The organism is Ruegeria sp. YTSC230 (genome assembly GCF_059609665.1).
The window spans coordinates 171,323-194,923 of record NZ_JBXWMC010000003.1; the positions used below are offsets into that span (position 1 = coordinate 171,323).

Annotated in this window: 20 protein-coding genes; 9 read left to right on the plus strand and 11 right to left on the minus strand. The window is 60.2% G+C overall.

Features of this window, described 5'->3' with window-relative positions:
- Position 1: 1 nt before the first annotated feature.
- From AC2FD9_RS07950 to AC2FD9_RS07965, 4 genes are read right to left on the minus strand one after another with little or no spacing between them, the layout of a single operon-like run.
- The gene (locus AC2FD9_RS07950; protein ID WP_496836248.1) at positions 2-2,041 is read right to left on the minus strand and encodes a hypothetical protein; all 2,040 of its coding nucleotides are present in this window, start codon (positions 2,039-2,041) and stop codon (positions 2-4) included.
- Positions 2,038-4,800, minus strand: a complete 2,763-nt coding sequence (locus tag AC2FD9_RS07955; RefSeq protein WP_496836250.1) for a DUF4159 domain-containing protein — start codon at positions 4,798-4,800, stop codon at positions 2,038-2,040. The genes AC2FD9_RS07950 and AC2FD9_RS07955 overlap by 4 nt, the downstream gene beginning before the upstream one ends.
- Positions 4,797-5,672 carry a DUF58 domain-containing protein gene (locus tag AC2FD9_RS07960; protein ID WP_496697334.1) on the minus strand — a complete coding sequence of 292 codons (876 nt, stop codon included), beginning with the start codon at positions 5,670-5,672 and terminating at the stop codon, positions 4,797-4,799. The genes AC2FD9_RS07955 and AC2FD9_RS07960 overlap by 4 nt, the downstream gene beginning before the upstream one ends.
- Positions 5,669-6,676 carry an AAA family ATPase gene (locus tag AC2FD9_RS07965; RefSeq protein WP_058272869.1) on the minus strand — a complete coding sequence of 336 codons (1,008 nt, stop codon included), beginning with the start codon at positions 6,674-6,676 and terminating at the stop codon, positions 5,669-5,671. Before AC2FD9_RS07965 ends, AC2FD9_RS07960 begins: the two co-directional genes overlap by 4 nt.
- A gap of 64 nt (positions 6,677-6,740) precedes the next feature.
- Between AC2FD9_RS07965 and AC2FD9_RS07970 the strand changes: the two genes are divergently transcribed.
- On the plus strand, positions 6,741-7,319 hold the full coding sequence (locus tag AC2FD9_RS07970; protein WP_496836253.1) for a DUF1285 domain-containing protein: 579 nt from the start codon (positions 6,741-6,743) through the stop codon (positions 7,317-7,319).
- On the opposite strand, the gene AC2FD9_RS07975 is transcribed toward AC2FD9_RS07970, so the two are convergent.
- A complete protein-coding gene (locus tag AC2FD9_RS07975; protein ID WP_496836255.1) occupies positions 7,316-8,260 on the minus strand; it encodes a DMT family transporter in 945 nt (314 codons plus the stop codon). The genes AC2FD9_RS07970 and AC2FD9_RS07975 overlap by 4 nt on opposite strands.
- Before the next feature lie 175 nt (positions 8,261-8,435).
- On the opposite strand from AC2FD9_RS07975, the gene AC2FD9_RS07980 reads away from it, so the two are divergent.
- The gene (locus AC2FD9_RS07980) at positions 8,436-9,185 is read left to right on the plus strand and encodes a hydroxypyruvate isomerase family protein (RefSeq protein ID WP_496836256.1); all 750 of its coding nucleotides are present in this window, start codon (positions 8,436-8,438) and stop codon (positions 9,183-9,185) included.
- 79 nt (positions 9,186-9,264) lie between these two features.
- Positions 9,265-9,495, plus strand: a complete 231-nt coding sequence (locus AC2FD9_RS07985; protein WP_496836258.1) for a DUF2798 domain-containing protein — start codon at positions 9,265-9,267, stop codon at positions 9,493-9,495.
- A 41-nt stretch (positions 9,496-9,536) separates the two neighbouring features.
- Here AC2FD9_RS07985 and polA read toward each other — a convergent pair whose 3' ends face one another.
- From polA to AC2FD9_RS08000, 3 genes are all read right to left on the minus strand, one after another.
- The gene (gene polA, locus AC2FD9_RS07990) at positions 9,537-12,335 is read right to left on the minus strand and encodes a DNA polymerase I (RefSeq protein WP_496836260.1); all 2,799 of its coding nucleotides are present in this window, start codon (positions 12,333-12,335) and stop codon (positions 9,537-9,539) included.
- Positions 12,336-12,459: 124 nt separating this feature from the next.
- Entirely contained in the window at positions 12,460-13,122 is a 663-nt protein-coding gene (locus AC2FD9_RS07995; protein ID WP_496836261.1) for a YrbL family protein, read from the minus strand.
- Between the two features lie 13 nt (positions 13,123-13,135).
- Positions 13,136-13,312, minus strand: coding sequence for a zinc-finger domain-containing protein (locus AC2FD9_RS08000; protein ID WP_082649241.1), 177 nt, complete (start codon positions 13,310-13,312; stop codon positions 13,136-13,138).
- 87 nt (positions 13,313-13,399) lie between these two features.
- Here AC2FD9_RS08000 and AC2FD9_RS08005 point away from each other — a divergent pair, with 87 nt between their 5' ends.
- Entirely contained in the window at positions 13,400-14,392 is a 993-nt protein-coding gene (locus AC2FD9_RS08005; protein WP_496836466.1) for an ABC transporter ATP-binding protein, read from the plus strand.
- Here AC2FD9_RS08005 and AC2FD9_RS08010 read toward each other — a convergent pair.
- The gene (locus AC2FD9_RS08010) at positions 14,389-14,853 is read right to left on the minus strand and encodes a DUF1203 domain-containing protein (protein ID WP_496836262.1); all 465 of its coding nucleotides are present in this window, start codon (positions 14,851-14,853) and stop codon (positions 14,389-14,391) included. The two genes, AC2FD9_RS08005 and AC2FD9_RS08010, sit on opposite strands and share 4 nt — an antisense overlap.
- A 109-nt stretch (positions 14,854-14,962) precedes the next feature.
- Between AC2FD9_RS08010 and AC2FD9_RS08015 the strand changes: the two genes are divergently transcribed.
- The 3 genes from AC2FD9_RS08015 to AC2FD9_RS08025 all read left to right on the plus strand — a co-directional run bounded on the left by AC2FD9_RS08015 (position 14,963) and on the right by AC2FD9_RS08025 (position 19,432).
- Positions 14,963-17,881: an error-prone DNA polymerase gene (locus AC2FD9_RS08015; RefSeq protein WP_496836264.1), complete on the plus strand. Its 2,919-nt coding sequence runs from the start codon at positions 14,963-14,965 to the stop codon at positions 17,879-17,881.
- A gap of 50 nt (positions 17,882-17,931) precedes the next feature.
- The gene (locus AC2FD9_RS08020; RefSeq protein WP_496836266.1) at positions 17,932-18,345 is read left to right on the plus strand and encodes a group III truncated hemoglobin; all 414 of its coding nucleotides are present in this window, start codon (positions 17,932-17,934) and stop codon (positions 18,343-18,345) included.
- Positions 18,346-18,493: 148 nt separating this feature from the next.
- The gene (locus tag AC2FD9_RS08025; protein WP_496836268.1) at positions 18,494-19,432 is read left to right on the plus strand and encodes a DMT family transporter; all 939 of its coding nucleotides are present in this window, start codon (positions 18,494-18,496) and stop codon (positions 19,430-19,432) included.
- Positions 19,433-19,511: 79 nt separating this feature from the next.
- Here AC2FD9_RS08025 and AC2FD9_RS08030 read toward each other — a convergent pair whose 3' ends face one another.
- Positions 19,512-20,624, minus strand: coding sequence for an S-(hydroxymethyl)glutathione dehydrogenase/class III alcohol dehydrogenase (locus tag AC2FD9_RS08030; protein ID WP_058272862.1), 1,113 nt, complete (start codon positions 20,622-20,624; stop codon positions 19,512-19,514).
- An 85-nt stretch (positions 20,625-20,709) separates the two neighbouring features.
- On the opposite strand from AC2FD9_RS08030, the gene AC2FD9_RS08035 reads away from it, so the two are divergent.
- The gene (locus tag AC2FD9_RS08035; protein WP_261307832.1) at positions 20,710-21,039 is read left to right on the plus strand and encodes an I78 family peptidase inhibitor; all 330 of its coding nucleotides are present in this window, start codon (positions 20,710-20,712) and stop codon (positions 21,037-21,039) included.
- Between the two features lie 61 nt (positions 21,040-21,100).
- Positions 21,101-22,753 carry a DUF6504 family protein gene (locus AC2FD9_RS08040; RefSeq protein WP_496836271.1) on the plus strand — a complete coding sequence of 551 codons (1,653 nt, stop codon included), beginning with the start codon at positions 21,101-21,103 and terminating at the stop codon, positions 22,751-22,753.
- 16 nt (positions 22,754-22,769) lie between these two features.
- Here the strand turns inward: AC2FD9_RS08040 and AC2FD9_RS08045 are convergent, their stop codons facing one another.
- On the minus strand, positions 22,770-23,495 hold the full coding sequence (locus AC2FD9_RS08045; protein ID WP_496836272.1) for an SDR family NAD(P)-dependent oxidoreductase: 726 nt from the start codon (positions 23,493-23,495) through the stop codon (positions 22,770-22,772).
- Positions 23,496-23,601 lie beyond the last annotated feature (106 nt).

Consider the following 23,601-nt stretch of genomic DNA (forward strand, 5'->3'; position numbering starts at 1 on the left):
GTCACCGTCCCTCGCGCAGCCAGCCCGCCAGAAGGAACCCGCCCGCCAGCAGCAATACAAGCCAAGGTGGCAATAGCCCGGCCTGCGTCACGTCACGTGTTTCATAGGCGTCGCGCGGGGTCAGACCGATCCATCCGCGCCCTGATGCGGGACGCCCGGCACGTACGTTGCGGATCGACGGCAAACCCTCCTCCAAACGCACTGTACCGCCGCGCAATTCTGCCGTCACAGGTTCCAGAACCTCGGCCGTTGCGATCGTGCGTTCGAATTCCTTGGGTGCCGCGGGGCCAAGCCCGATGACGGTGGATTGCTCCCCTTCCTGAAGGCGATAGAGGCCGATTTCCGGCCCGAAATACTGTGCTTCGAACCGCCCCGGCGAGACCTCATCCAAAGTAATCTCGACCGTTTCGCCGTTCGGGCGGGTTACGGTTACCGGCCCGACCTCATCCCCCAGCGTCTGACGGATGATGCGCATCACCTGACCATTGGCCTCAGCCCACAGAGCCTCTTCCTCAAGCTCGGGCTCTTTCATCATCCAATGCGCCAACCGGCGCAGCAATTCCAGCTGCGGTCCGCCGCCCTCGAATCCCCGGCTCCACAACCAGGCATGGTCCGAGGCCAGCAGCGCCACGCGCCCTTCGCCAACACGGTTGAGCACCAACAGGGGCCGGTCATCCACGCCCGTCATCAACACCTCACCCGTGCGGTGATTGACGTCGATCTGGCGCAGCCAAGCACCCCAGTTATCCGAGTCACCAAGGTCAGTCGTAACCGGATGGCGATGCCCCAGGTCGGTGACCATCGGCACATAGCGTTCCTCGATCACCCGCGCGGTGGGTTGCGCAGGCAGGATCGGTGCCAAAGGCGAGCGGAAGATACTGTCGGCGCTGGCAAAATCCGGTCCGGCAGCAACAAGAACGGCACCGCCTTCGTTGATATAGTTGGTGACATTGTCCAGATATATCGCCGGCAAGATGCCGCGCCGCTTGTAGCGGTCAAAAATGATCAGGTCGAAATCGTTGATCTTTTCCAGAAACAGCTCGCGCGTCGGGAAAGCGATCAGCGAAAGCTCGTCCACTGGCACCCCGTCCTGCTTTTCAGGGGGACGCAGAATGGTGAAATGCACCAGATCCACAGAACTGTCAGATTTTAGCAGGTTGCGCCATGTTCGCCCGCCCGGATGCGGCTCTCCGGACACCAGCAACACGCGCAGCCGGTCGCGGACGCCGTTCATCTGGATCAGGGCGGTGTTGTTACGGTCGGTCAGTTCGCCCTCGGCCTCTGGCACAGTGAACTGAATCACATTGCGCCCGCCATGGGGCAGCGTGATCGGCAGCTCAACATCAACACCAATGGGAATCGTGAATTGTTCGGCTTCGGCCCCATCGACCGAAATTTCGAGCGGCGCGGTCGAGGCCCCAGTGGGTGCTGCACCGCTATCCTCAACCCTTAAGGTCAAGGTAACGGGTTCATCAATAATGGCAAAGGCAGGCGCATTGCGGACGATCAGACGGCGATCCCAATCCGTTTTGCGCCCTGTCTGCAAAAGATGCATGGGCGCGGGCAGGTCGGGGGCCTGATCGGCATCATGCACGATGCCGTCCGACACCACCAAAATGCCCGCGATCCGCGCGCGTGGTTCTTCGGCCAACGCTTCGTTCAGGGCCGCCATAACTTGGGTGCCTTCGTCCCCGTCTCCGTCGCCTACGCGAATGCGGCGCAGTTCCGTATTGTCACGGGATTCAATCGCGGCCGCCAATTCCTTTGTGGCCTGTGCAGTCTGATCCGCCCGGTCCGAAAGGGTCTGACTGGCGCTTTCATCCTCGATCATCAGAACGATATCGGTCAGCGGCGCGCGATCCTCGACCTGATAGACCGGACCTGACAGCGCAGCGATCACAACCAGCGCCGCCAAACCGCGCAAAGCCCAGCCAGACAGACCGCGCCACAGGGCCAGAACAACCCCAGCGACAGCAATCGCCACTACGATGGCCAGAACGGACCAGGGGATCAGCGGATCGAAGATGACGGTTCCTGTCATTGTCCCAACCTGTCCAGCAAGGCAGGCACATGCACCTGATCTGATTTGTAGTTCCCGGTCAGCACATGCATCACCAGGTTGACACCAAAGCGGTTTGCCAGTTCGCGCTGCCGCTCACCCGCATACCCGCGGCCGACCGGCAGCAGTGCCTGACCGTTGCGATCAATGGCCCAGGCCGCACCCCAGTCATTGCCGCCAATCACCACCGGTGTCACGTTGTCATTGAGGTTGCGAAACGGCATGCCTTCGATCTGCTCGGCATCCATGGGTGCCGCCTCGACCCAAACTTCGGTACCCGCATAGCGACCTGGGAAATCCTGCAAAAGGTAGAAGGCACGGGTCAGGACATGGTCACGCGGAACAGGCTCTAACGAAGGGATATTTAGCGGGGCCGCGATCTGTTGCAGCTTGCGCCCATTCGGGCTGGCGGCCCCGAAGCGGGCTACATCCGCGTCTCGCGTGTCGAATAGGATCATTCCACCCGAACGCAGGTAAGCGTTGAGCTTGGCATAAGCCTCAGCCGACGGTTGCGGCTGGTCGGGTGAGATCGGCCAATAAAGCAACGGGAAAAACGCCAACTCGTCCCGTTCCAGATCCACGCCAATGGGTTCAGCAGGTTCTACCGAGGTTCGAAAAAACAACGTCTGAGCCAATCCCCGCATTCCTGCCGCCGCTATATCGTCAACCTGCTGATTACCCGTCAGAACATGCGCCAGAACCAATTCCTGTGTGGCGCTCAACGCGAAATCTGTACTTTCGGGCGTTTGGGCCTGTACTTCGGGCACTAGCAAAATCGCCCCCAGTGCGACAGCCGCTGCCCTGGCAAGACCCAGGCGACCGGACAACGCCAGCGAGGCGATGACGTCGATCGTCAGTAACAACAATGCAAGGCTCAGCAGGATGCCCCCAATGGGTGTTTCGGTGCTGACCTCCTGGCCCTTGATCGGAACATCCGACGGCCAGACAGCTGGGCTGAGAACCGTTTCATCGGTCAGAACATTGCGTGCCAATTTCTGTTTGCCGCTTTCGTAAAGGCCGGGTCGCAGATCGGGACCGATCTGACCGGTCACAAGCTCAACACCATCGACGCCCGGTAGATTTCCGGCATCAGACAGAACACCAAAACCATCCATAACCTGAATCGGTTCCCACGTGGTGCCTTGCAACTGTGACTCCTGCCGTGATTTCGCCGCTGACGACACCGCCAGCCGGTCCAGCATTTCAACAAAAAGCCCAGACAAGGGAAGGCTGGACCATTCCGCATCTGCTGTGACATGGAACAGTACCACCTGCCCCAAACCCAACGCTTTGCGGGTCACCAAGGGCGTGCCATCCGAGAGTGAGGCAATAACCCGATCTGCCAAATTAGGGTCTGGTTGCGCCATGACTTGCGTGGTCACTGTGACATCTTCTGGTACCTGAAGTCCGTAGAAGGGCGAGTTCTCCGAGAAAGGTGCCAGCCCTTTGGCTTCGCCCCAGCTCATCGCGCCACCGACCGAGCGCCCGCCGCTGCGCAGGCGCACCGGCAACAGGGTGTCCTCGGCATCCCGGCCAAGATCGCTGGCCGCCATCCGCGGACCGGCAAAGCGCAGCAGCAAACCGCCCTGTTCCACCCATTCGACCAGCGCCGCTTGTTCGGACCCTGCCAGTTTCGCCACATCGGCCAGCACGATCACATCGGGATTGGCGGGCAGGACTTCCAGCAATCCGCCATCGACAAAGTCCGCCGTAGGGGTCAGAACTTGAGTCAGGTAATGCAACGGCGACAACAGCTCTAACCCTTCGCGGTTCAGCGATCCGGCAATCAGGGCGACTTCGCGCCGCCGCAAGCTGTCATCGGTCAGCGTGACGGCCCCTGCCGAACGCTCACCCTGAATCTCGAACCGGGTGATGCGCGCGCGCAGTTCGGAAGGCAGCGACAGTTCTACCTGCGTCTGTGTCTCACCGCTGGCAAACTCCATCTCGGCCGATTGCAGAACACGCATTGCACCGGCGGGGTCACGCCCCTGAGCCAGAATCGTGATGCGATCTGCAGGACCGGGTTCCGCCCGTTGCGCGGACAATTGAATAACCCCGTCCTGATATGTAGCAGGCAGAATCGCAAGCGCAGGCGTCGGGGCCTGATAGACTGTCACATCACCGCGCGCGCGCAGGGCAGCCAAAATCGCCTCGTGCCCCTCGTAGGTCAGGCGGTCGCTGAACCAATGGGTATCAAACCCTCCGTCCACCTGATCCATGGCAGCCAGCGCCATTTCGACTTGCGCCCGGGTCGGCTGCCACGGTGTCGGGGTCAGCCCCGGCAAACGGCCGCGCCATGCTTCGGCGGCTTGGAAAACGGGGGCTTCAGGTTCGGTCAGGCGCAGGATGGCCACGGTACGACCCGCGCGCCCGGCCTCGGTCAGCTGCACATCGATCTGATCCAGCGTCGTTGACCAGCGGGTCGCCCCGGCCCAGCTGGCATCCAGCACCAGCAGCAACGGACCCGAGCCTGCCTGATCGCGCGAGGGGTTCAGGACCGGTCCGGCCAATCCAATGATAATCGCCGCGGCCGCCAGCATGCGCAGCAACAGCAGCCACCATGGGGTGCGGTCAGAAACGCTTTCGTCATCCCTCAACCCCAGCAGAAGTGTCACGGCCGGGAACAACCGACGGATCGGCGCGGGTGGCACGGCACGCAAGATCAGCCACAGGATCGGCAGGGTCAAAAGACCCATCAACACCCACGGTGCGGTAAAGCCAATGCCCGCCAGAATCGTCATCCCGTACCCCCATCGAGCGCACGATAGAGCCACAACAAAGCTGCTTGCGCACTGTCATTGGTGTGATGCAGCCCCAGTTGCCACCCCGTCGCACGGCACAGCCGTGTCAGCGCATCCTTACGCTTGGCAAGCCGTTCCAGATACCGCTCACGCAGATCTCCGGCCTTTAGGGTTTCATGGCGAACGGAACCGCCGACGCTTTCAAAGATCGTACGACCGCGATAGGGAAAGGTCTCTTCTCCGGGATCAAGAACCTGCAGCACCAAGCCTCGCACCCCACGGTCGGCGGCTTTGGTGAGGGCCAGTTCAACCTCATCCAGCGGACCAAGGAAATCGGAAATGAAAACGGCGCGGGCATGCGGGATCATGGCGCGGTGTTCGGGTGGCGCATAGTCGGACTCAGCATCCTCGGACCATGCTTCTGCCAGTCGGATGACCTGCGCGTTGCCGCGCCGTGGCGGCAGGGTCGTGCCGGTCAAGCCGACGCGCTCACCCCCGCGCACCAGCAGGATCGCGGTTGCCAACCCCAGCAGACGAGCGCGGTCGGCCTTGGTGGGCAGGTTCTTGTCGGACGCAAACCGCATCGACGCGCCCTGATCGACCCACAGCATTACCGATTGCGCAATTTGCCACTCACGTTCGCGCACAAATTGCTGATCCCCCCTGGCAGAGCGCCGATGGTCGATCATCCGGCGGCTGTCGCCGATCTGAGCAGGGCGATATTGCCAGAAGTCATCACCAAGCCCCGCGCGGCGGCGGCCGTGGTCGCCCAGCAGAACGGTTCCGGCCAATTGCTCAGCCCGTGCCAACAACGGCGGCAGCCGGGACGCCTCGGCTTCAGATCTTTCTCGAAGGGTTAGCGCCGCATTCACGCCGCAGCCTCGGTGCGGACAAGACCAGCGGCAGTAGAGTCGATCAGGTCAGCCAAACTGTCACCGCGGGCCCGCGCCGCAAAGTTCAACGCCATCCGGTGGCTGAGCACCGGACGCGCCATGTCCAGCACATCCTCGGAATTTGGGGCCAAACGCCCCTGCAGCATCGCCCGGGCGCGCACCGTCATCATGAGTGCCTGCGCCGCACGGGGACCGGGGCCCCAGGCGACGGTTTCAGCCACCCGTTCGGAAACACCCGCCTCTTCGGGGCGGAAGGCGCGGACAAGATCGAGGATCAGTTCCACAACAGAGTCCCCGACCGGCATACGGCGCAACAGGGTCTGAGCGGCCAACAGCTCTTCCTTGCTGAAAATCTCGTGCGCTTCGTCCTCTTCCACGCCAGTCGTGGCCAGAAGAATATCGCGCTCGGTCTGGCGATCGGGATAATCCACGTCAATTCGAACCAAGAAACGGTCCAGCTGCGCCTCGGGCAGTGGATAAGTACCCTCTTGCTCGATCGGGTTTTGCGTCGCCAATACATGGAATGGTTCACCCAGATCGCGGTCTTCGCCAGCCACAGTCACAGTGCGTTCCTGCATCGCCTGCAACAGCGCTGACTGAGTCCGGGGGCTGGCCCGGTTGATTTCGTCCGCCATCAGCAGCTGACAGAAGATCGGACCGGAAATAAAGCGAAAGTGGCGGCTGCCATCCTCGGCTGTGTCCAGAACCTCGGACCCCAGAATATCGGCGGGCATCAGGTCGGGTGTGAACTGGATGCGGTTACCGTGCAGACCCATCACGGTCGACAGCGTTTCAACCAGCCGCGTCTTGCCAAGCCCAGGCAGGCCGATCAGCAGGGCGTGCCCACCGCACAACAGCGCGGTCAGCGTCAGGTCCACGACCCTTTCCTGTCCGATAAAGCGACGGGTGATCGAGGCCTTGGCCTCTTGCAGTTTAATTTCCAGCGCTTCGATCTCGGACACGAGGTCGGCAGGTTCGGTCATGACTTTCCCTTCCGTGGACTATTATGGTTGAAGTGTATCGCGCGAAAAGGAAATGGCAAAAGCAATGAGCGGACAAAAACCTGTGACCCCCTCTCCGGATGGGCTGGCGGCCTCGGTCAAAGCGGCCAAAACCAGGGGTTTACCCCCTGTTCACCTGTGGAATCCTCCGTTTTGCGGCGATCTGGACATCCATATCGCAAAAGATGGGTCTTGGACTTATTTAGGGTCGCCGATCAACCGGTTCGAGCTTGTGAAGCTTTTTTCCTCAATTCTTAAGAAAGAAGACGAGAAATATTACCTTGTGACCCCGGTGGAAAAGGTGGGAATCACTGTCGAGGATGCGCCATTTGTGGCCGTGGATTTTGACGCGACAGGCGAGGGTCAGGCCCAAGTACTGACATTTACGACCCGTGTTGGTGATACCGCGATAGCTGGTCCTGATCACCCGATCCGGATTGTCATCGATCCCGAAACAGATGAGCCATCACCTTACGTATTGGTTCGCGCAAATCTTGAGGCGCGCATAGATCGCAAAAGCTTTTATCGCCTTGTGGACATCGCAACGCACAAAGATGGCTGGTTTGGCGTCTGGTCCGGTGGGCAGTTTTTCCCGCTTGTCCGGTCGGACAGCCTGACCGACTAGGCCGGTTTTGCGATCCGACGGTCCTGTGCCAGAACAACAGCCATTGCCACGACCCCTGCGCCCAGCGCACGGGTCCAGTTCCACTCTTCGCCCAACACCAGCATGATCAGCATCACGTAGAAAGGGGCGACATTGATGTGAAAGGACGAAAGCGCGACACCCAGTTTGCCAATCGATGCAACAAACAGGATCTGGCTGAGCGCCATGGAAATCAGCGAATAGATTGCCAGCATTCCAATTTGGCGCGAGTCTATAGAAATGGACGGCACGATATCCATACCCAGATGATGTGCGCCGGCCGTCAGGATTGCTGCCATGAAGAACCCACCAACAAATGTGACCGCTGCGCGCCCGGTCTGGCTTAATTCGGGGAAATCTCGCGAGGTTGCCTGGCTACCCCAGCAAAACAGGGCTGTCGCCGCAACGGCACAGGCAGCGCCCAAACCCAACTGCGCCGGGGCTACGGCGCTGGTGGCGATCAATCCGCCCACTACCGAGATCAGAACCCCAACAGCAAAATTCCACTTTAGTCGCCGAGTACCAGACGCAAGTTCCAGCAATGTCGCAATCAATGGCGCGCATGAGGCAATGATGGCCGTTGTGACCGGGTCCGTCAGTTTTTGCGCCACGATCAACAGAAACATCCCCAGACCGATGCCAAACCCGCCGACAACAAACGCATGTCCCCAACGGGCGCGCAGAACCCGTTCCGGGCCATCTATCATGACCCAAATCGGGAGTAGAAACGCAACAGCCATGGCCATGCGCGCAACCAACAGCGCAACTGGCGGCCATGTCTGCAACAGCACCTCGGCCGCCGGAAACCCAGCCGCCCACGTCAGCATGGATGCCACTGCCAAGCCGTTGCCGGACAAGGCCGAATTTTGCCCGGCAGACGCAGAAAGGGCGTTCCCGCGCGCGGGGTCTGGGCTCATCGCCATTATGTTCGAACCTTTTGTTGGCACGGCGTTCTGAAATGATTCGCCGCGTTGCCCCGACCCTCGCTGATTCAGTCAGGCCGATCTGGTCGAATTTCGACAAACTGTCGTTTTCAGTCTCTTTCGTTAAAATCGCCTCGCGGATAAGGTCAGCGCACCAGCTAAACAAAGGCCTCCGATGCCAAAATTCGCCGCCAATATCTCTCTGCTCTTTGCCGAGCTTCCCTACCTGGACCGGTTTCAGGCCGCAGCAGAGGCCGGGTTCAAGGCGGTCGAGATTCTGTTTCCCTACGAACTGGCCGCCAAAGAGACACACCGCGCGTTGCTGGCCAACGGTTTGGATCTGGTGCTGATCAATGCACCCCCACCCAATTACACCGGCGGTGATCCCGGTTATGCCGCTGTTCCCGGTGGTGAAGGCCGGTTCCAGTCGGATATCCGCCGCGTTTTGCGCTATGCTCAGGTTCTGCGCCCGGGGCTGATCCACATCATGTCAGGCTATTCCTCGGGACCGGACGCGTTAGAATGCATGGTGCACAACCTGCAATGGGCGGCCGACCTTGCACCACAACAACAATTCACGATTGAACCGCTCAACCCCGTGTCTCAGCCCTATTACTTCCTCAACGATTACAACCTGGCTGCTGATATCCTGGATCGTGTGGATCGCCCGAATGTCGGCCTGCAATATGACAGCTTTCACGCCCATATGATCCACGGAGATGCGCTGCAGGTTTGGGAACAGTTTCATCCAAGGGTCGTACATGCCCAGGTCGGGGCCGCCCCGGACCGCTCTGAACCGGGACGCGGCCCGACGGATTTCTCTCAGCTTTTTAACGCTATGACGGCATCGGGATATTCCGGTTGGGTTAGCGCCGAATACACACCGTCAACATCCAGAACCGTGCATTCACTGGGCTGGATGTGACGCCAGATACCCTATTCCGTCTGGCAATCAGGGCGAAAATATCTAAAACCGGGGCATCGCGACTTTAAGGATGCCCGAAATGATCCCTGCCCGCTTGGCCCACGCTGTATTCGGACTGATCATGTCCGGCCTCATGTCCTGTATCGTCACTGGCATCGCCACGGTCAAAGCTGTCGGTTTCGGACCGTCCACATTTGGTGACTGGATGAGTTCCTGGGCTTTTTGCTGGCCCATCGCCTTCGCCGTCATCCTGACCCTTGGACCAACAGTAAAACGTATGGTCGAGGGCTGGGTCAGACCGCAGGACTGACCCGCTGCAATGAGGGCCCGCCGGGCCTGATGAGCAGCGCCCTAATGCGCCTCGGCCCAGTTCGCACCCTGTCCGGCATCCACGCTCAGCTTTACGTCCAGCTTCACAGCTGGATCAGATGCGCCTTCCATCACGTCGCGTGCGACATCGATCAAAGGGTCCACCGCATCCTCGGCGACTTCGAACAGCAATTCGTCATGCACCTGCAGCAGCATCTTGGCGGGCAGACCATTGATCGCGTCCGGCATCCGCACCATCGCGCGCCGGATCACATCCGCCGCCGTTCCTTGAATCGGCGCATTGATCGCCGCCCGGCGCGAGAAGCCCGCATGAGGCCCTTTGGCGTTAATCTCAGGCGTATGGATTTTACGTCCGAACAAAGTCTGCACATAGCCATGCTCTTTGGCGAAGGCGACAGTGTCGTCCATATACTTTCGAATACCCGGGAAGCGTTCGAAATAACGGTCGATGAACCCCTGTGCCTCGGCCCGCGGGATGCGCAGATTGCGCGCCAGGCCAAAGCCCGAAATGCCATAGATCACACCAAAGTTGATCGCCTTAGCCTGACGCCGGATATCCGGCGTCATCTCATCCAGCGGCACATCGAACATCTCGGACGCGGTCATGGCGTGAATGTCCAGCCCATCGGAAAATGCCTGTTTCAGAGCCGAAATATCAGCGATATGCGCCAGAATGCGCAGCTCGATCTGGCTGTAGTCGAGGCTGACCAGCACATTGCCCGGCTCAGCGATGAACGCCTCGCGAATGCGCCGACCCTCCTCGGTGCGCACGGGGATGTTCTGCAGGTTCGGATCGGTCGAGGCCAGACGCCCGGTGTTGGCTCCGGTGATCGAATAAGACGTATGCACCCGGCCCGTATCTGGATTGATATGGGTCTGCAGCGCGTCGGTGTAGGTCGATTTCAGCTTGGACAATTGCCGCCAATCCAGCACCCGCCGAGGCAATTCATGCTCGGTCGCGAGGTCTTCGAGAATGTCAGCCCCGGTCGAATATTTCCCGGTCTTCCCCTTTTTGCCGCCTTCCAGACCCATCTTGTCAAACAGGATCTCGCCCAGTTGAGCGGGGGAACCGACGTTGAAATTCTCGCCCGCCAACTCGTGAATTTCAGCCTCTAATCCGGCCATTTTCTGAGCAAAAGCATTGGACATCCGGCTCAGCACATCGCGGTCAACCTTGATACCGTGCATCTCCATCTCGGCCAGAACCGGCACCAGCGGGCGTTCGAGCGTTTCATAGACGGTTGTCACCTGCACCTGATGCAGTTGCGGTTTGAACAGCTTCCATAGGCGCAGAGTAATATCGGCATCTTCGGCCGCATAGGCGGTCGCCTCATCAATCGGCACCTTGTCGAAAGTGATCGCCGATTTACCCGAACCCAGCAGCGGTTTGATCGGGATCGGAGTGTGATTCAGATAGCGTTCGGACAAGGTATCCATACCATGCCCATGCTCACCCCCATGCATCGCGTAGGACATCAGCATCGTGTCATCGATTGGCGCCACATTCACACCATAGCGGACGAAAATCTTGGCGTCGTATTTCATGTTCTGCCCGATCTTCAGGATCGACGGATCCTCGAGCATCGGCTTCAGCAGCTTCAGAACCTCATTTATGGGCATTTGCCCCTCGGCCAGCGCGTCTGAACCGAACAGATCGTCGCTGGCGCTTTCGCGGTGGATCAGCGGGATGTAACACGCCTCGCCCGGTTCAACTGACAGAGAGATGCCGACAAGATCAGCTATCATTTCATTCAGCCCGGTGGTTTCCGTATCCACGGCGATCCAGCCGCGCTCATACGCCTGGTCGATCCATTTTTGCAGCGCACTCGCATCCCTTACGCATTCATATTTTGACGCATCAAAGGGGATAGCTTCAGCTTCGACCACCTCAGCAGCCGGCGCCGGCGCATCGGCAATCGCTGGCGCTTCGGCACCCAACTTGTCCGCGATCCGTTTGGTGAGCGTGCGAAACTCCATATCTGCCAGAAAACCCAGCAAGGTGTCAGGTTCGGGATCTTTCACCTCAAGATCGTCCAGCGTGAAATCCAGCGGTGTGTTCTCGTACAGTTGCACCAGTTTCTTCGACAGCTCGATCTGGTCACGCTTTTCGATCAGGGTCTGGCGGCGCTTTGGCTGCTTAATTTCTTCGGCCCGGTCCAGCAGCGTTTCCAGATCACCGTATTCGTTGATCAACAAGGCGGCCGTTTTGACCCCAATGCCTGGAGCCCCGGGAACGTTATCGACGCTGTCGCCCGCCAGTGCCTGCACATCAACCACGCGTTCAGGGCCAACACCGAATTTCTCAATCACGCCATCGCGGTCGATGCGCTTGTTCTTCATCGCATCCAGCATTTCGACACCGCCGCCAACCAGCTGCATCAGGTCCTTGTCCGAGCTTACGATTGTCACACGCCCGCCCGCCTCACGCGCCTGCACAGCAAGGGTCGCGATGATGTCGTCGGCCTCGTACCCCTCCAACTCTTTGCAAGCGATGTTGAAGGCTTTCGTTGCTTCGCGTGTCAGGGGCATCTGCGGGCGCAGGTCCTCGGGCATCGCTTCACGGTTGGCCTTGTAGAGGTCATACATATCGTTGCGGAACGTGTGCGAGCCTTTGTCGAAGATCACCGCCACATGGGTCGGTGCGTCCGGGCCAGCGTTCCCTTCAACATATTTCTGCAACATGTTGCAAAAGCCAGAAACTGCGCCAATCGGCAGCCCGTCCGACTTTCGCGTGAGTGGCGGCAGCGCGTGATAGGCCCTGAAAATAAAGGCCGATCCGTCAATCAGATGCAGGTGACACCCTTTTCCGAAATTGCTCATGCGCGCGCTCCGTTCTGGTTGGAAACGGTTCTGCCACAGGCCCGCGCGGGTGGCCAGCAAAGAAGGTAGTCAATCCACACAAGAGGCCGGAAAACTGTGCCGGAACGTTAACGCAGGCCGTCAATCACGCGACGCGGAATTCCTGCCCGGTTTTGTCCCAGATCAGCCCTACACGCTCGGCGATGCCGTTCATCTGCTTGTGCAGCGACCGGTCGTTCAATCTGCGGCTCAACGTGCGCAAGGGAATTAGATTGCGCTCTCCGTAACCATCGATCAGCAAAAACATCCGGCTTTGATTGCGCAGCCCGTAGACAATGTTGGTCTCGTGAATATCGCGGGCAACAATTTGAAGCTTAAACAGTTTTTTGGCAAAGCCGTTCAGTTCATTCAGAACATCATCGCTCAGCGCTCCATCCTCGCACAGCTTCGCAAGGGGATGTGCGAGCTGTCCGTCATCGGATTCGATCCGTTCTACAATGATCGCCGGGCCGATGTCGGTTTGCGCTATGCCAAAACATCGCGCCAAAGGCAGTTGCTCGATGTCGGTGCCGCTTTTCAGCGCCGCCTTCATCTCGCCCTCGATTTCTTTTAGCGCATTGCGGAACACAGAATCGGGCAGAAGCCGCCGGATCAACCGTTTCGCAAAGGATCGGTTGGGCCGTTTACGCGGGCGCGTCACCTTTACCAATAAGTGGGACTGCCCTGGGCAGGCATACACGTCTCGATGTCCGCCACTGGCAATCGGGTCCAGATCGGACACCCGCAAAAGCTGCACTGCAAAAAGCATCCGGCCCCCGAATTTATTGCGCGTTGTGCTCCGACAGTACGTATTTACAATCGCAATACGGGCACTCGACCCAGCCCGTATCTTCGGGGATCTGCAACCAAACGCGCGGATGGCCCAATGCGCCTTCGCCGCCGTCACAGGCAACACGTGCGGTTTCGACGATCTTGGTTTCCGGTGCATCAAGTGTCACGGCTGGCGATCCTTCATTGGTTGTCGGCCTCGCGGGCATGCATTAGGTGCGTTTATGAGCGATGAGCAAACCGGGGGCAAGGGTCTCATGACCGATGCGGCAATCAGGATCAATGGGCTGCGCAAGACCTATCGGGGTGGCAAGGGCCAGCCCGAGAAACAGGCACTGAAGGGCATAGACCTGAGCATTCCACGGGGGTCGGTGTTTGGCCTGCTGGGTCCGAACGGGGCAGGTAAATCGACCCTGATCAACATTCTGGCCGGTCTGGTGGTGAAAACGGCGGGTTCTGTGTCGATCTGGGGGTACGATCAGGACCGCAACCCGCGCCAGTCCCGCGCCGCGATTGGCGTGATGCCTCAAGAGCTGAACCTTGACCCGTTTTTCACCCCCCGCGGCGCGTTGGAGGTGCAGGCCGGTTTGTACGGCGTACCCAAGGCCCAACGCCGCAGCGATGAGATCCTTGAACTGGTCGGTCTCAGCGACAAGGCCGAAGCCTATGCCCGTACCCTGTCGGGTGGCATGCGGCGGCGGTTGCTGCTGGCCAAGGCGCTGGTGCATCACCCCAAGATCCTGGTGCTGGATGAACCGACGGCAGGTGTGGATATCGAACTGCGCCAGATGCTCTGGACAAATGTGCGCAAGCTGAACGAACAGGGCATGACCATCATCCTGACCACCCATTACCTGGAAGAAGCGCAGGAAATGTGTGACGAGATTGCCATCATCAACCACGGTGAAAAAATCGCTCAGGACAGCACCACCAACCTGCTGGGCCGAATGGATAGCCGCACCATGGTCATCGTTCCTGACAGCCCGATCGTCGATCTGCCCGCAACCGAAGGGGTCGAGGCCGCCTTGCGCGACGATGGTAACCTTGTTCTGCAATATCGCAGCGCCCAAACCAACGCCGAGCAAGTTCTGGAATCCGTCCGCGCAGCCAATATCCGCATTCGCGACGTCCGCACTGAAGAGGCTGATCTAGAGGATGTGTTCCTCGCCCTGACGTCCAGCCGCACAGGGGATGCCCCGGCGGCTGATCCGGATCAGCCACGCCGGGGGATGCATAGGGTCAAGCTTTAGTCTCGGTCGATTCGGGCCTGATAGCAGTTGTTTCGCGCGGATCGGACGTGGATGTAGGCCACATCTGGTCGGGCAAAGATATCCCTGACTTTTGCACCGATCTGATCCGTGGGCGTGATCGCCCCGGTGCCATAGACGATGCGGTCATCTGTGCCATAGCCCTTAATAAGGTAGTCGGGCGACGAGGTCAGGATCTCGGGCAGGTCTTGCCCCTCGTATCGCTCACAGAGTGCAGCACACAGAAAGATCGGCCCGGTTTCCGCATATGGATGTGTCTCTAAAAAGGGCCTGTGGGCCAAGATCAGCATTTCTTCGCCCTCGGGAATGTTCTGCAAACAATGGCGACACGGGTTACCGGCACCCGTGGAAACGACCCGTTCTGGCGTTGCGCCATAGGAATCGGGGTGACCGGCCTGAAGGGCGCGTACATCGTCGGTGGGCAATGCGGTGATTTTGAACATTTTGGGTCTCCTTTTTCCCGACACTGCCCATCGGAGCAAACCCAATCGACCCGTTTCCTGCGCAAAGGACTCGAAAAAGAACAAAACGTGAATATAATATGGAATCGTCATGTATGCCGAACTGTCGATCACGTCGAATTTCACCTTCCTCACCGGGGCGTCCCACCCCGAGGAGTATATGGAGCGTGCCGTCACCCTGGGCCTGCCCGCCATCGCCATCGCTGATGACAACTCGGTCGCCGGAATCGTGCGCGCCCATACGCAGGCGCGCGAGATCACCCGCAAGGTGCGCGAACGGCTGGAGTGGGAGGCGCAGAACACCTCCATAGGCCCGCCTTGCCCCGATCACATCCCCAAACCGCCCTCGTACCCGATCCACGCGGTGCCCCGTCTGATACCGGCGGCACGACTGATCTTTACCGACGCACCCACGGTTACCGCCCTGCCCCTGAACCGGCAGGGCTGGGCCAACCTATGCCGTATCCTGTCCAAAGGCCGCCTGCGCGCCGAAAAAGGCGACTGCATCCTGCACTTGTCCGACCTGCTGGAGTTTTCCGACGGCCTCCACTTGCTGCTGTGGCCGCAAACGGCCCGGTCTCCGGGCGGCGCGGACGCATGGCGGACACAAGCGCAACAGCTGACGCGCCGCTTTGCCGGGCGGATGCATCTGTTGATGCACCCCCGGTATGATGGCGCAGATAGCGCGTTTTTCTTTTTATTAGAGACTGAATCAAAACAACTCGACATCCCCACCCTCGCCAGTGCCACGCCGATGATGCATCACGGGGGCCGCCGCAAGCTGGGGGATGTGCTGACCGCCATCCGCCTGCGCCGCAAGGTCGATGAGTTGGGCCGCGAGGCGCTGGCCAATGGCGAACAACGCCTGCGGTCCGAGGCCGAGATGCTGCGCATCTTCAAAGGTTATGAGGGGGCCGTTGCCCGCGCGCATGAACTCAGCGAACAGCTCACATTCTCGCTGGACGAGCTGCGTTATGAGTACCCCAGTGAGGGCAGCGAGCAGGAAACCCCGACCCAACGCCTGCATCGTCTGGCGCATGAAGGGTTGCAATGGCGCTATCCGGCAGGCGCGTCCGAGAAGGCGAAAAAGATGCTGGCGCATGAGCTCGCCCTGATCGGCAAGCTGAAATACGAACCCTACTTTCTGACAGTCCGCGATATCGTTCATTTCGCCCGCTCGCGCGACATCCTCTGCCAGGGACGCGGCTCGGCGGCCAATTCGGTGGTCTGCTTCTGCCTCGGCATCACCGAGGTCAGCCCTGAGATGGGCACGATGGTCTTCGAACGCTTTGTCTCCGAGGCGCGGGATGAGCCCCCCGATATCGACGTCGATTTCGAACATGAGCGCCGCGAAGAGGTGATCCAGCACATCTATGACCGCTATGGCCGCCATCGCGCCGGCCTTTGCGCAACGGTCGTGCATTATCGCGGCAAACGCGCCATCCGCGAGGTTGGCCGCGCGATGGGCCTGACCGAAGATACGATCTCAGCGCTCTCATCTCAGCTTTGGGGCTTCTTCTCCGCCGCGGGGCTTGAGGCGGAACGGATGCGCGAGATTGGCCTCGACCCCGAAGATCGCCGTCTAAAACAGACTCTAATGCTGGTATATGAGATCGACGGGTTCCCCCGTCACCTGTCTCAGCATGTCGGCGGCTTCATCATCACCGAGGGGCGTCTGGACGAGCTTGTTCCTATCGAGAACGCCACGATGGAGGACCGCACGGTCATCTGCTGGGACAAGGACGATATCGACACGCTGGGCATCCTCAAGGTCGATGTCCTCAGCCTCGGGATGCTGACCTGCATTCGCAAGGCCTTTGACCTGATCGGTCAGCACCATCAGACCAGCTATACACTCGCCACCCTGCCGCCCGAGGACCCTGTCGTCTACGACATGCTGTGCAAGGCGGACTCGATTGGCGTGTTTCAGGTGGAATCACGAGCACAGATGAACTTTCTGCCCCGGATGCGGCCCCGCAATTTCTATGATCTGGTGATTGAGGTCGCCATCATCCGCCCCGGCCCCATTCAGGGCGACATGGTCCACCCCTATATCCGCCGCCGGAACGGAGAGGAGGAGGTCAGCTTCCCCTCGGACGAGTTGGGCGAGGTGCTGGGCAAAACGCTGGGCGTGCCGCTGTTTCAGGAACAGGCCATGCAGATCGCCATTGTCGGCGCAGGCTTTACCCCGGAACAGGCCGACCGGCTACGCCGGTCTCTGGCAACCTTCAAGAAGCACGGCAATGTCAGCGAATTCCGCGCGCTGTTCCTGCGCGGGATGAAACGCAACGGGTATGAACAGGACTTCGCCGAACGCTGTTTTTCGCAGATCGAAGGCTTCGGCTCTTACGGCTTCCCCGAAAGCCACGCGGCCAGCTTTGCGCTGCTGGTCTATGCCTCGGCCTGGATCAAATGCCACCATCCGGGGATATTTGCCTGCGCCCTGCTGAATTCGCAGCCAATGGGGTTCTATGCCCCCGCCCAGATCGTCCGTGATGCGCGCGAGCATGAGGTTCAAGTGCGCCCGGTCTGCATCAATGCCAGCTTTTGGGACAATGTGATGGAACCTGACGGTCAGGGCGGGCTGGCGCTGCGACTGGGCTTCCGCCAAATCAAGGGCCTCAGCGAGGAAGATGCCAGCTGGCTGACAGCCGCGCGCGGCAATGGCTATCATCAGGTCGACGATGTCTGGCGCCGTGCCGGTTTGGGACCATCGGTGATCGAACGGCTGGCCGAGGCGGATGCCTTCGCCGCCTGCGACCTGACACGGCGCGAGGCATTGTGGCAGGCCAAAGCGATTGCCACAGCCAAACCCCTGCCGCTGTTCTCGCAGGATCTGGAGGGGGAGGCGCTGGATGAACCCGAGGCCTACCTGCCGAAAATGACCTTGGGCGAGCAGGTGGTCGAGGACTACGTCGCCACCCGCCTCAGCCTACGGGCGCATCCCGTCGCCCTGCTGCGGCATATTCTGACACCGGACCCGCGCGACAAAACCACCCCTGTCACATGACCCCAGAACGGGATATCGCCCCTGAACAGAGTCGAAATCGGACCACTCCAATGACCAGACCCACCCTGCCCCCACGCTTTCCTGCAACGCCGAACCAGATCAGCGCACAGGTCCACGCATTTTACGCCCGAGTGCGCGAGGACGCGGTTCTGGGGCCCGTCTTCAACAAACATGTCCACGATTGGCCCGCACATGAGGAGAAGATCGCCGCGTTCTGGCGCAACGCGATTTTGTTCGAGCGCAGTTATGACGGCAACCCGCAACGAGTCCATATCGAACGTCCCGACGTAAAGCCCGAGTTCTTCGCCCATTGGCTGGATCTGTTCGAAGAGGTAGCGACGCAGACGCTGCCCCCTGAAACCGCAACACCGTGGGTCGCGCTGGCGCGCCGCATTGGTGTGGGAATGAAGGCCGGTGTTCAATCCGCACGTCAACCCAAGGATGCACCCCCGATCCTGCGGTGATCCCGCGTCATAGCGGCCATGCAATGTTAGCGGTAAATTAAGGGCTATGCGCGCCACCAAAATGGGTTTACTCAAAGGCAAGCCACCCGCAACATACGCGGTGTGATGGCACAGTCACAACACCGAAACATCACCCGAGGCCACAAAGATGAGCACTCAGAACTCCACCCTTCGGGGACTTGGCTATGCGTTTTTGGGCTTTGCGGTCTTTGCCAGCCATGACGCGCTGATCAAGGCGCTCGGCGGCGTCTACTCGGTGATGCAGATCATCTTTTTTGCCACGCTGTTTTCCTTTGTGCCCATGGCCGTCACGATTCTGACCGACCGGACAACCGGGAACTTCCTGCCCCGCCACCCATGGCTGGTGCTGCTGCGGTCGGGCTTGATGGTCACCGCAATGTCCTGCGCGTTTTACTCCTTTTCCGTATTGCCGCTGGCCGAGGTCTATTCGCTGCTGTTCTCCTTTCCACTGATCGTGACGGTCCTGTCGATCCCCATCCTTGGCGAGGTGGTCCGCGTCCAGCGTTGGGCCGCCGTGGGCGTGGGCTTGATCGGCGTGCTGATTGTCTTACGCCCCGGCGCAACAGATATCACGCTGGGCCATCTGGCCGCCCTGATGGCTGCCTTTTGCAGCGCCTTTGCATCCGTGCTGGTGCGCAAGATCGGGAATGAGGAACGATCGGCCGTGCTGATCTTGTACCCCATGTTGTTGGCCATCGCGGTGATGAGCCTTGCACAGCCTGCCGTCTATCAACCACCATCCCTGCTGCATCTTGCGATGATGGCATTGGTAGGCGTTTTCTCGGTCATCGCCCAGCACCTGATCATTCTGGCCTATCGGGCCGCGCCCGCCGGGGTTATTGCCCCCAGTCAATATAGCCAGATCATCTGGGCCACGATTTTCGGCATGGCTTTCTTTGGTGAACGCCCGGACGTCTGGGTTGCAGTCGGTGCAAGCGTCATTATCGCATCCGGCGTCTACGTGGTGTGGCGCGAAAGCAGAACCAACACGACCTCGGCCAACACGCCCGTCCTGCGGGTGCGGTCACCTCGGTCGGATACCGGGGCGTCACGGCCAGGGGAGTAAACGTCAAATCAAAAAAAACGGCGCACTATTCCGCGCGCCGTTTTCAACCGCATTACGCGGATGTTCTCGTTTTAGAGTCTTAGTAAACAACCACCGACCGAATGCTTTCGCCTTTATGCATCAGGTCGAAGCCGTGATTGATATCGTCCAGACCCATGGTGTGGGTGATCATCGGGTCGATCTCGATCTTGCCGTCCATGTACCAGTCGACGATCTTGGGCACATCGGTTCGTCCCCGCGCGCCGCCAAAGGCGGTGCCGCGCCACGAGCGGCCAGTGACCAGCTGGAATGGGCGGGTCGAGATTTCGGCCCCCGCAGGTGCCACGCCGATGATGATCGATTCACCCCAACCTTTGTGCGCCGCTTCCAGAGCCGTGCGCATCACGCCGACATTACCGGTGGCGTCAAATGTGTAATCCGCGCCGCCTTTGGTCAGGTTCACCAGATAGGGCACCAGATCACCTTCAACTTCGGATGGGTTGACGAAATCGGTCATGCCGAACCTAGTCGCCATCTCGACTTTTGACGGGTTCAGGTCGACGCCGACGATCTGGTCCGCTCCGGCCAGACGTAGGCCCTGAATGACATTTAGGCCAATGCCGCCCAGACCGAACACGATGGCGCGACTGCCGATCTCAACCTTGGCAGTGTTGATGACCGCACCGATGCCGGTGGTGACCCCACAGCCGATGTAGCAAATCTTGTCGAAAGGCGCGTCCTCACGCACTTTGGCTAGCGCGATCTCGGGCAGAACCGTGTGGTTGGCAAAGGTCGAGCAGCCCATGTAGTGCAGGATCGGGTCACCATCCAAAGTCGTAAACCGCGAGGTTCCGTCGGGCATCAGGCCCCGGCCTTGGGTTTCGCGGATCGCCTGACACAGGTTGGTCTTGGGGTGCAGACAGTATTCGCACTCACGACATTCAGGGGTGTAGAGCGGGATCACGTGATCGCCCGGTTTCAGACTGGTGACGCCTGGACCGACGTCGACAACCACACCCGCGCCCTCGTGGCCCAGAATGGCCGGGAACAGGCCTTCGGGGTCAGCACCCGACCGGGTGAATTCGTCGGTGTGGCAAAGGCCGGTGGCCTTGATTTCGACCAGAACCTCGCCCGCCTTGGGGCCTTCGAGGTTCACATCCATCACTTCCAAAGGTTTGCCCGCCTGAATGGCGACGGCGGCACGGGTGCGCATGATCGTTGTCTCCCTGTCTTATTTGCCCCGACCCTGCGTCAATTGCAGGGTGTTTTCAACTGCGCTTTGGTGGCAGGTTGGCTAAATGTTTGATATTGCAGTAACGACATTGTCAGATGGAGAAACGCCAATGCACCGATTTATTCCCGCGCTGGTCCTGCTGGCAGGCTGTGCAGAGACGACTGCACCCGTGGAAACACCCGCCTCAACGGACGCGCCGGTTGATCTGGCCTTTTGCCTGGGCGACGATTTTGCCGATTCCATCGGCCAACCGGTTTCGACCATCCAAGCCCAGTTGCCCGAACGGTCGCGTGTTCTGGGTCCTGATGACATTGCCACACAGGATTATCGCATCGACCGGCTGAATGTTTTCGTGAACGGAGCCGGAATCATTCAACGCCTGACCTGCGGGTAAGTGTGGACTCGAGGCATGATTCTACGATAAGAACAAAATGGGAACATTTTGATGTCTGCCAATGCCAAAACGCCGAATACTCTCACTGTGGTTCCCCCGTCTGGGGGCTGAACGGCTGATCCGTGCTGCGCGGGGGCTGCATGTTGGCCCTTTGGCGGTGGTTGCGGAACAGTCGAACATGCAGGTGATCACCTCATTGAACGCAGAAGCGCAGGCCGCAGGTCTGCGTGCGGGGCAGCCCGTGCGTGATGCCCATGCCATGTGCGCGACCCTGATCACACGACACCGCAACGCCCCCGCCGAGGCCGCGTTTCTGACCGCGCTGCGCCGCTGGGCCGGCAAGTTCAGCCCATGGGTGGCTGAAGAGATCCCCGATGGTCTGATCGTCGACCTGTCGGGCTGCACGCATCTGTTCGGCGGGGAGGAGGCGCTGCTGAGCGTCATTGAAACCGATTGCGCCGATATGGGGCTAAGCGTTCAGATGGGTATCGCCGACACGTTGGGCGCAGCCTGGGCGCTGGCGCGTTATGCGGGGCAAGAGGCCACGTCTGACCGCAACGGCGACGCCATCAGCCAAGAGGCACGCGCCACCCGTGCCCGGGCAGGTAAGCGGCGGCACTGGACCAAGGGCGGGGCTGCACCGCAGGTGATGGCTCTGGGCGGTGGCGCGCGGATCGCGGCACCAGGGCAGTCTTATGGCGCGCTCAGCCCTCTGCCGATTGCGGCGCTGCGGCTGGAAGATCAGGTTGTGGCACAACTAAACCGGCTGGGCCTGCGCCGGATCGGCGATCTTTTGGGCCAACCCCGGGCTTCTCTCGCCCGACGGTTCGGGCGCGGGCTGGTGATGAGACTGGACCAAGCGATGGGCAGCGCCCCCGAGCCGGTCTCGCCCGCACGTCCGCCCCATCACTTTGCGGTGCGGATGACCCTGCCCAACCCGATCGGGTTGATCGAGGATGTGATGGCCGCCATCGACCGGGTGTTGCCCACGCTGTGCACGAAGCTGGAAGAGAAGGCGCGCGGCGTGCGTACCCTGCGGCTCGAGGCGCATCGCGCCGATCAGGCGGCTGAGATCATCGAGGTTGGTTTGGCTCGGCCCACTTACGACAAACACCGCATTCGTCCTTTGTTAGAGATGAAAATCGATAAGATCGACGCAGGCTATGGCATCGACATGCTGCGGCTTGAGGCGATCCAGACCGAACCCATCCACGCCCGCACAGTGGCCGGTCACGCCGAGGCGCGCCGTGTGGCCCGCGCGCGGCTGGAGGGCAATACAGCCGTAGATGATCTGATCGGCAAACTGGGCGCGCGGGTCGGGCTGGAGGTGATCACACGCCGCCATCCGGCCGCGTCGCATATCCCCGAAAAAACGGCACAGACTTTGGCGGCAGCATGGTCTGAACCCGCGCGCGACTGGCCTGCCCCACCGCGCCCGCGCCCCTTGCAGATGTGGCAGCCCGAGCCGGTGATGGCCGCTGAAGCCCCGGATGTTCCAGCCGCCTTTCGGTGGCGCGGGCGCGACTGGCAGTTGGCACAGGCCACCGGTCCGGAACGGATCGCACCCGAATGGTGGCTGGATGACCCCAACTGGCGCAGCGGCGTGCGTGACTACTGGGTGGTGGTCACCGAACAGGGTGAGCGACTGTGGCTGTTTTACGGCCATGGCGGCACGATGTCGGCAGGCTGGTTCTGTCAGGGGCAGTTTGGTTAAAACGCCTGATCAGACTCTATTTTCCGCGGTAGATCAGCCAATCCGGCAGGTAATCCAGCAAACGGATCACCCAAGAGAACGGTGCCGGGAAATCGGTGCGGAACCGGCCGCGCGACATCGCCCTGACCACCCGGTCCGCCGCGTCCTCGGGTGTCATCAGCATCGGCATCTTGAAAGTGTTCTTTTCAGTCAGCCGGGTCTTAATGAAGCCTGGATTGACGATCCGCACGGTTACCCCCGTGCCGGCCAGATCAAATCGCATCGTTTCAGCCAATGAGACAAGCGCCGCCTTGCTGGCCGCGTATCCGACAGCAGCCGGAAGCCCGCGATAGCCAGACAAAGACCCGATCAGGGTAATGTCGCCCTGTCCGGCCCGTAGAAACCCTGGCACCGTCTCACCCAACACACGCAGCGCGCCAAGGTAGTTCACGTCTGTCATGGACAGAACAGCTTCAGTATCCCAATCGGCCGATTTCATAGGCTCGTAGGCACCGGCATTGTAGACCAGCCCATCCACCACGCCGACATCTGCAACGGCCCGGCGCACAGCCGCCAGATCGGTCACATCAAACGGCACCGCCCGCGCGTTCGGAAGGGTTTTGCAAATCTCGGCCAATCGCGCCGCATTGCGCGCCGAGAGGATCAGTTTTGCCCCATGTCGGCTTAGCGCCTGGGCCAAAGATCGGCCCAGCCCCTCACTGGCGCCAACGATCCAATAGGTTTTTCCGTCAAAACTGCTCATGCTTGGGCCATCCGGACTGTCGGGTACATATGGCCCGGACATTGGTTTCGTGTTGTTTCAGACAATTTAAGGATTTTACGGATCGGCAACAAAGCTGGATCACGTT

Excerpts from the sequence above, each read along its gene's own strand:
- AC2FD9_RS08020 (WP_496836266.1), top strand. The coding sequence starts at position 17,932 with ATGACCAGACCCACCCTGCCCCCACGCTTTCCTGCAACGCCGAACCAG.
- AC2FD9_RS08035 (WP_261307832.1), top strand. The coding sequence starts at position 20,710 with ATGTTTGATATTGCAGTAACGACATTGTCAGATGGAGAAACGCCAATG.
- AC2FD9_RS07970 (WP_496836253.1), top strand. The coding sequence starts at position 6,741 with ATGAGCGGACAAAAACCTGTGACCCCCTCTCCGGATGGGCTGGCGGCC.
- AC2FD9_RS07950 (WP_496836248.1), bottom strand. The coding sequence starts at position 2,041 with ATGACAGGAACCGTCATCTTCGATCCGCTGATCCCCTGGTCCGTTCTG.
- AC2FD9_RS07955 (WP_496836250.1), bottom strand. The coding sequence starts at position 4,800 with ATGACGATTCTGGCGGGCATTGGCTTTACCGCACCGTGGGTGTTGATG.
- AC2FD9_RS08040 (WP_496836271.1), top strand. The coding sequence starts at position 21,101 with ATGCCAAAACGCCGAATACTCTCACTGTGGTTCCCCCGTCTGGGGGCT.
- AC2FD9_RS07965 (WP_058272869.1), bottom strand. The coding sequence starts at position 6,676 with ATGACCGAACCTGCCGACCTCGTGTCCGAGATCGAAGCGCTGGAAATT.
- AC2FD9_RS08005 (WP_496836466.1), top strand. The coding sequence starts at position 13,400 with ATGACCGATGCGGCAATCAGGATCAATGGGCTGCGCAAGACCTATCGG.
- polA (WP_496836260.1), bottom strand. The coding sequence starts at position 12,335 with ATGAGCAATTTCGGAAAAGGGTGTCACCTGCATCTGATTGACGGATCG.
- AC2FD9_RS08045 (WP_496836272.1), bottom strand. The coding sequence starts at position 23,495 with ATGAGCAGTTTTGACGGAAAAACCTATTGGATCGTTGGCGCCAGTGAG.
- AC2FD9_RS07985 (WP_496836258.1), top strand. The coding sequence starts at position 9,265 with ATGATCCCTGCCCGCTTGGCCCACGCTGTATTCGGACTGATCATGTCC.
- AC2FD9_RS07995 (WP_496836261.1), bottom strand. The coding sequence starts at position 13,122 with ATGCTTTTTGCAGTGCAGCTTTTGCGGGTGTCCGATCTGGACCCGATT.
- AC2FD9_RS08010 (WP_496836262.1), bottom strand. The coding sequence starts at position 14,853 with ATGTTCAAAATCACCGCATTGCCCACCGACGATGTACGCGCCCTTCAG.
- AC2FD9_RS07975 (WP_496836255.1), bottom strand. The coding sequence starts at position 8,260 with ATGGCGATGAGCCCAGACCCCGCGCGCGGGAACGCCCTTTCTGCGTCT.
- AC2FD9_RS08015 (WP_496836264.1), top strand. The coding sequence starts at position 14,963 with ATGTATGCCGAACTGTCGATCACGTCGAATTTCACCTTCCTCACCGGG.
- AC2FD9_RS08025 (WP_496836268.1), top strand. The coding sequence starts at position 18,494 with ATGAGCACTCAGAACTCCACCCTTCGGGGACTTGGCTATGCGTTTTTG.
- AC2FD9_RS08030 (WP_058272862.1), bottom strand. The coding sequence starts at position 20,624 with ATGCGCACCCGTGCCGCCGTCGCCATTCAGGCGGGCAAACCTTTGGAA.
- AC2FD9_RS07980 (WP_496836256.1), top strand. The coding sequence starts at position 8,436 with ATGCCAAAATTCGCCGCCAATATCTCTCTGCTCTTTGCCGAGCTTCCC.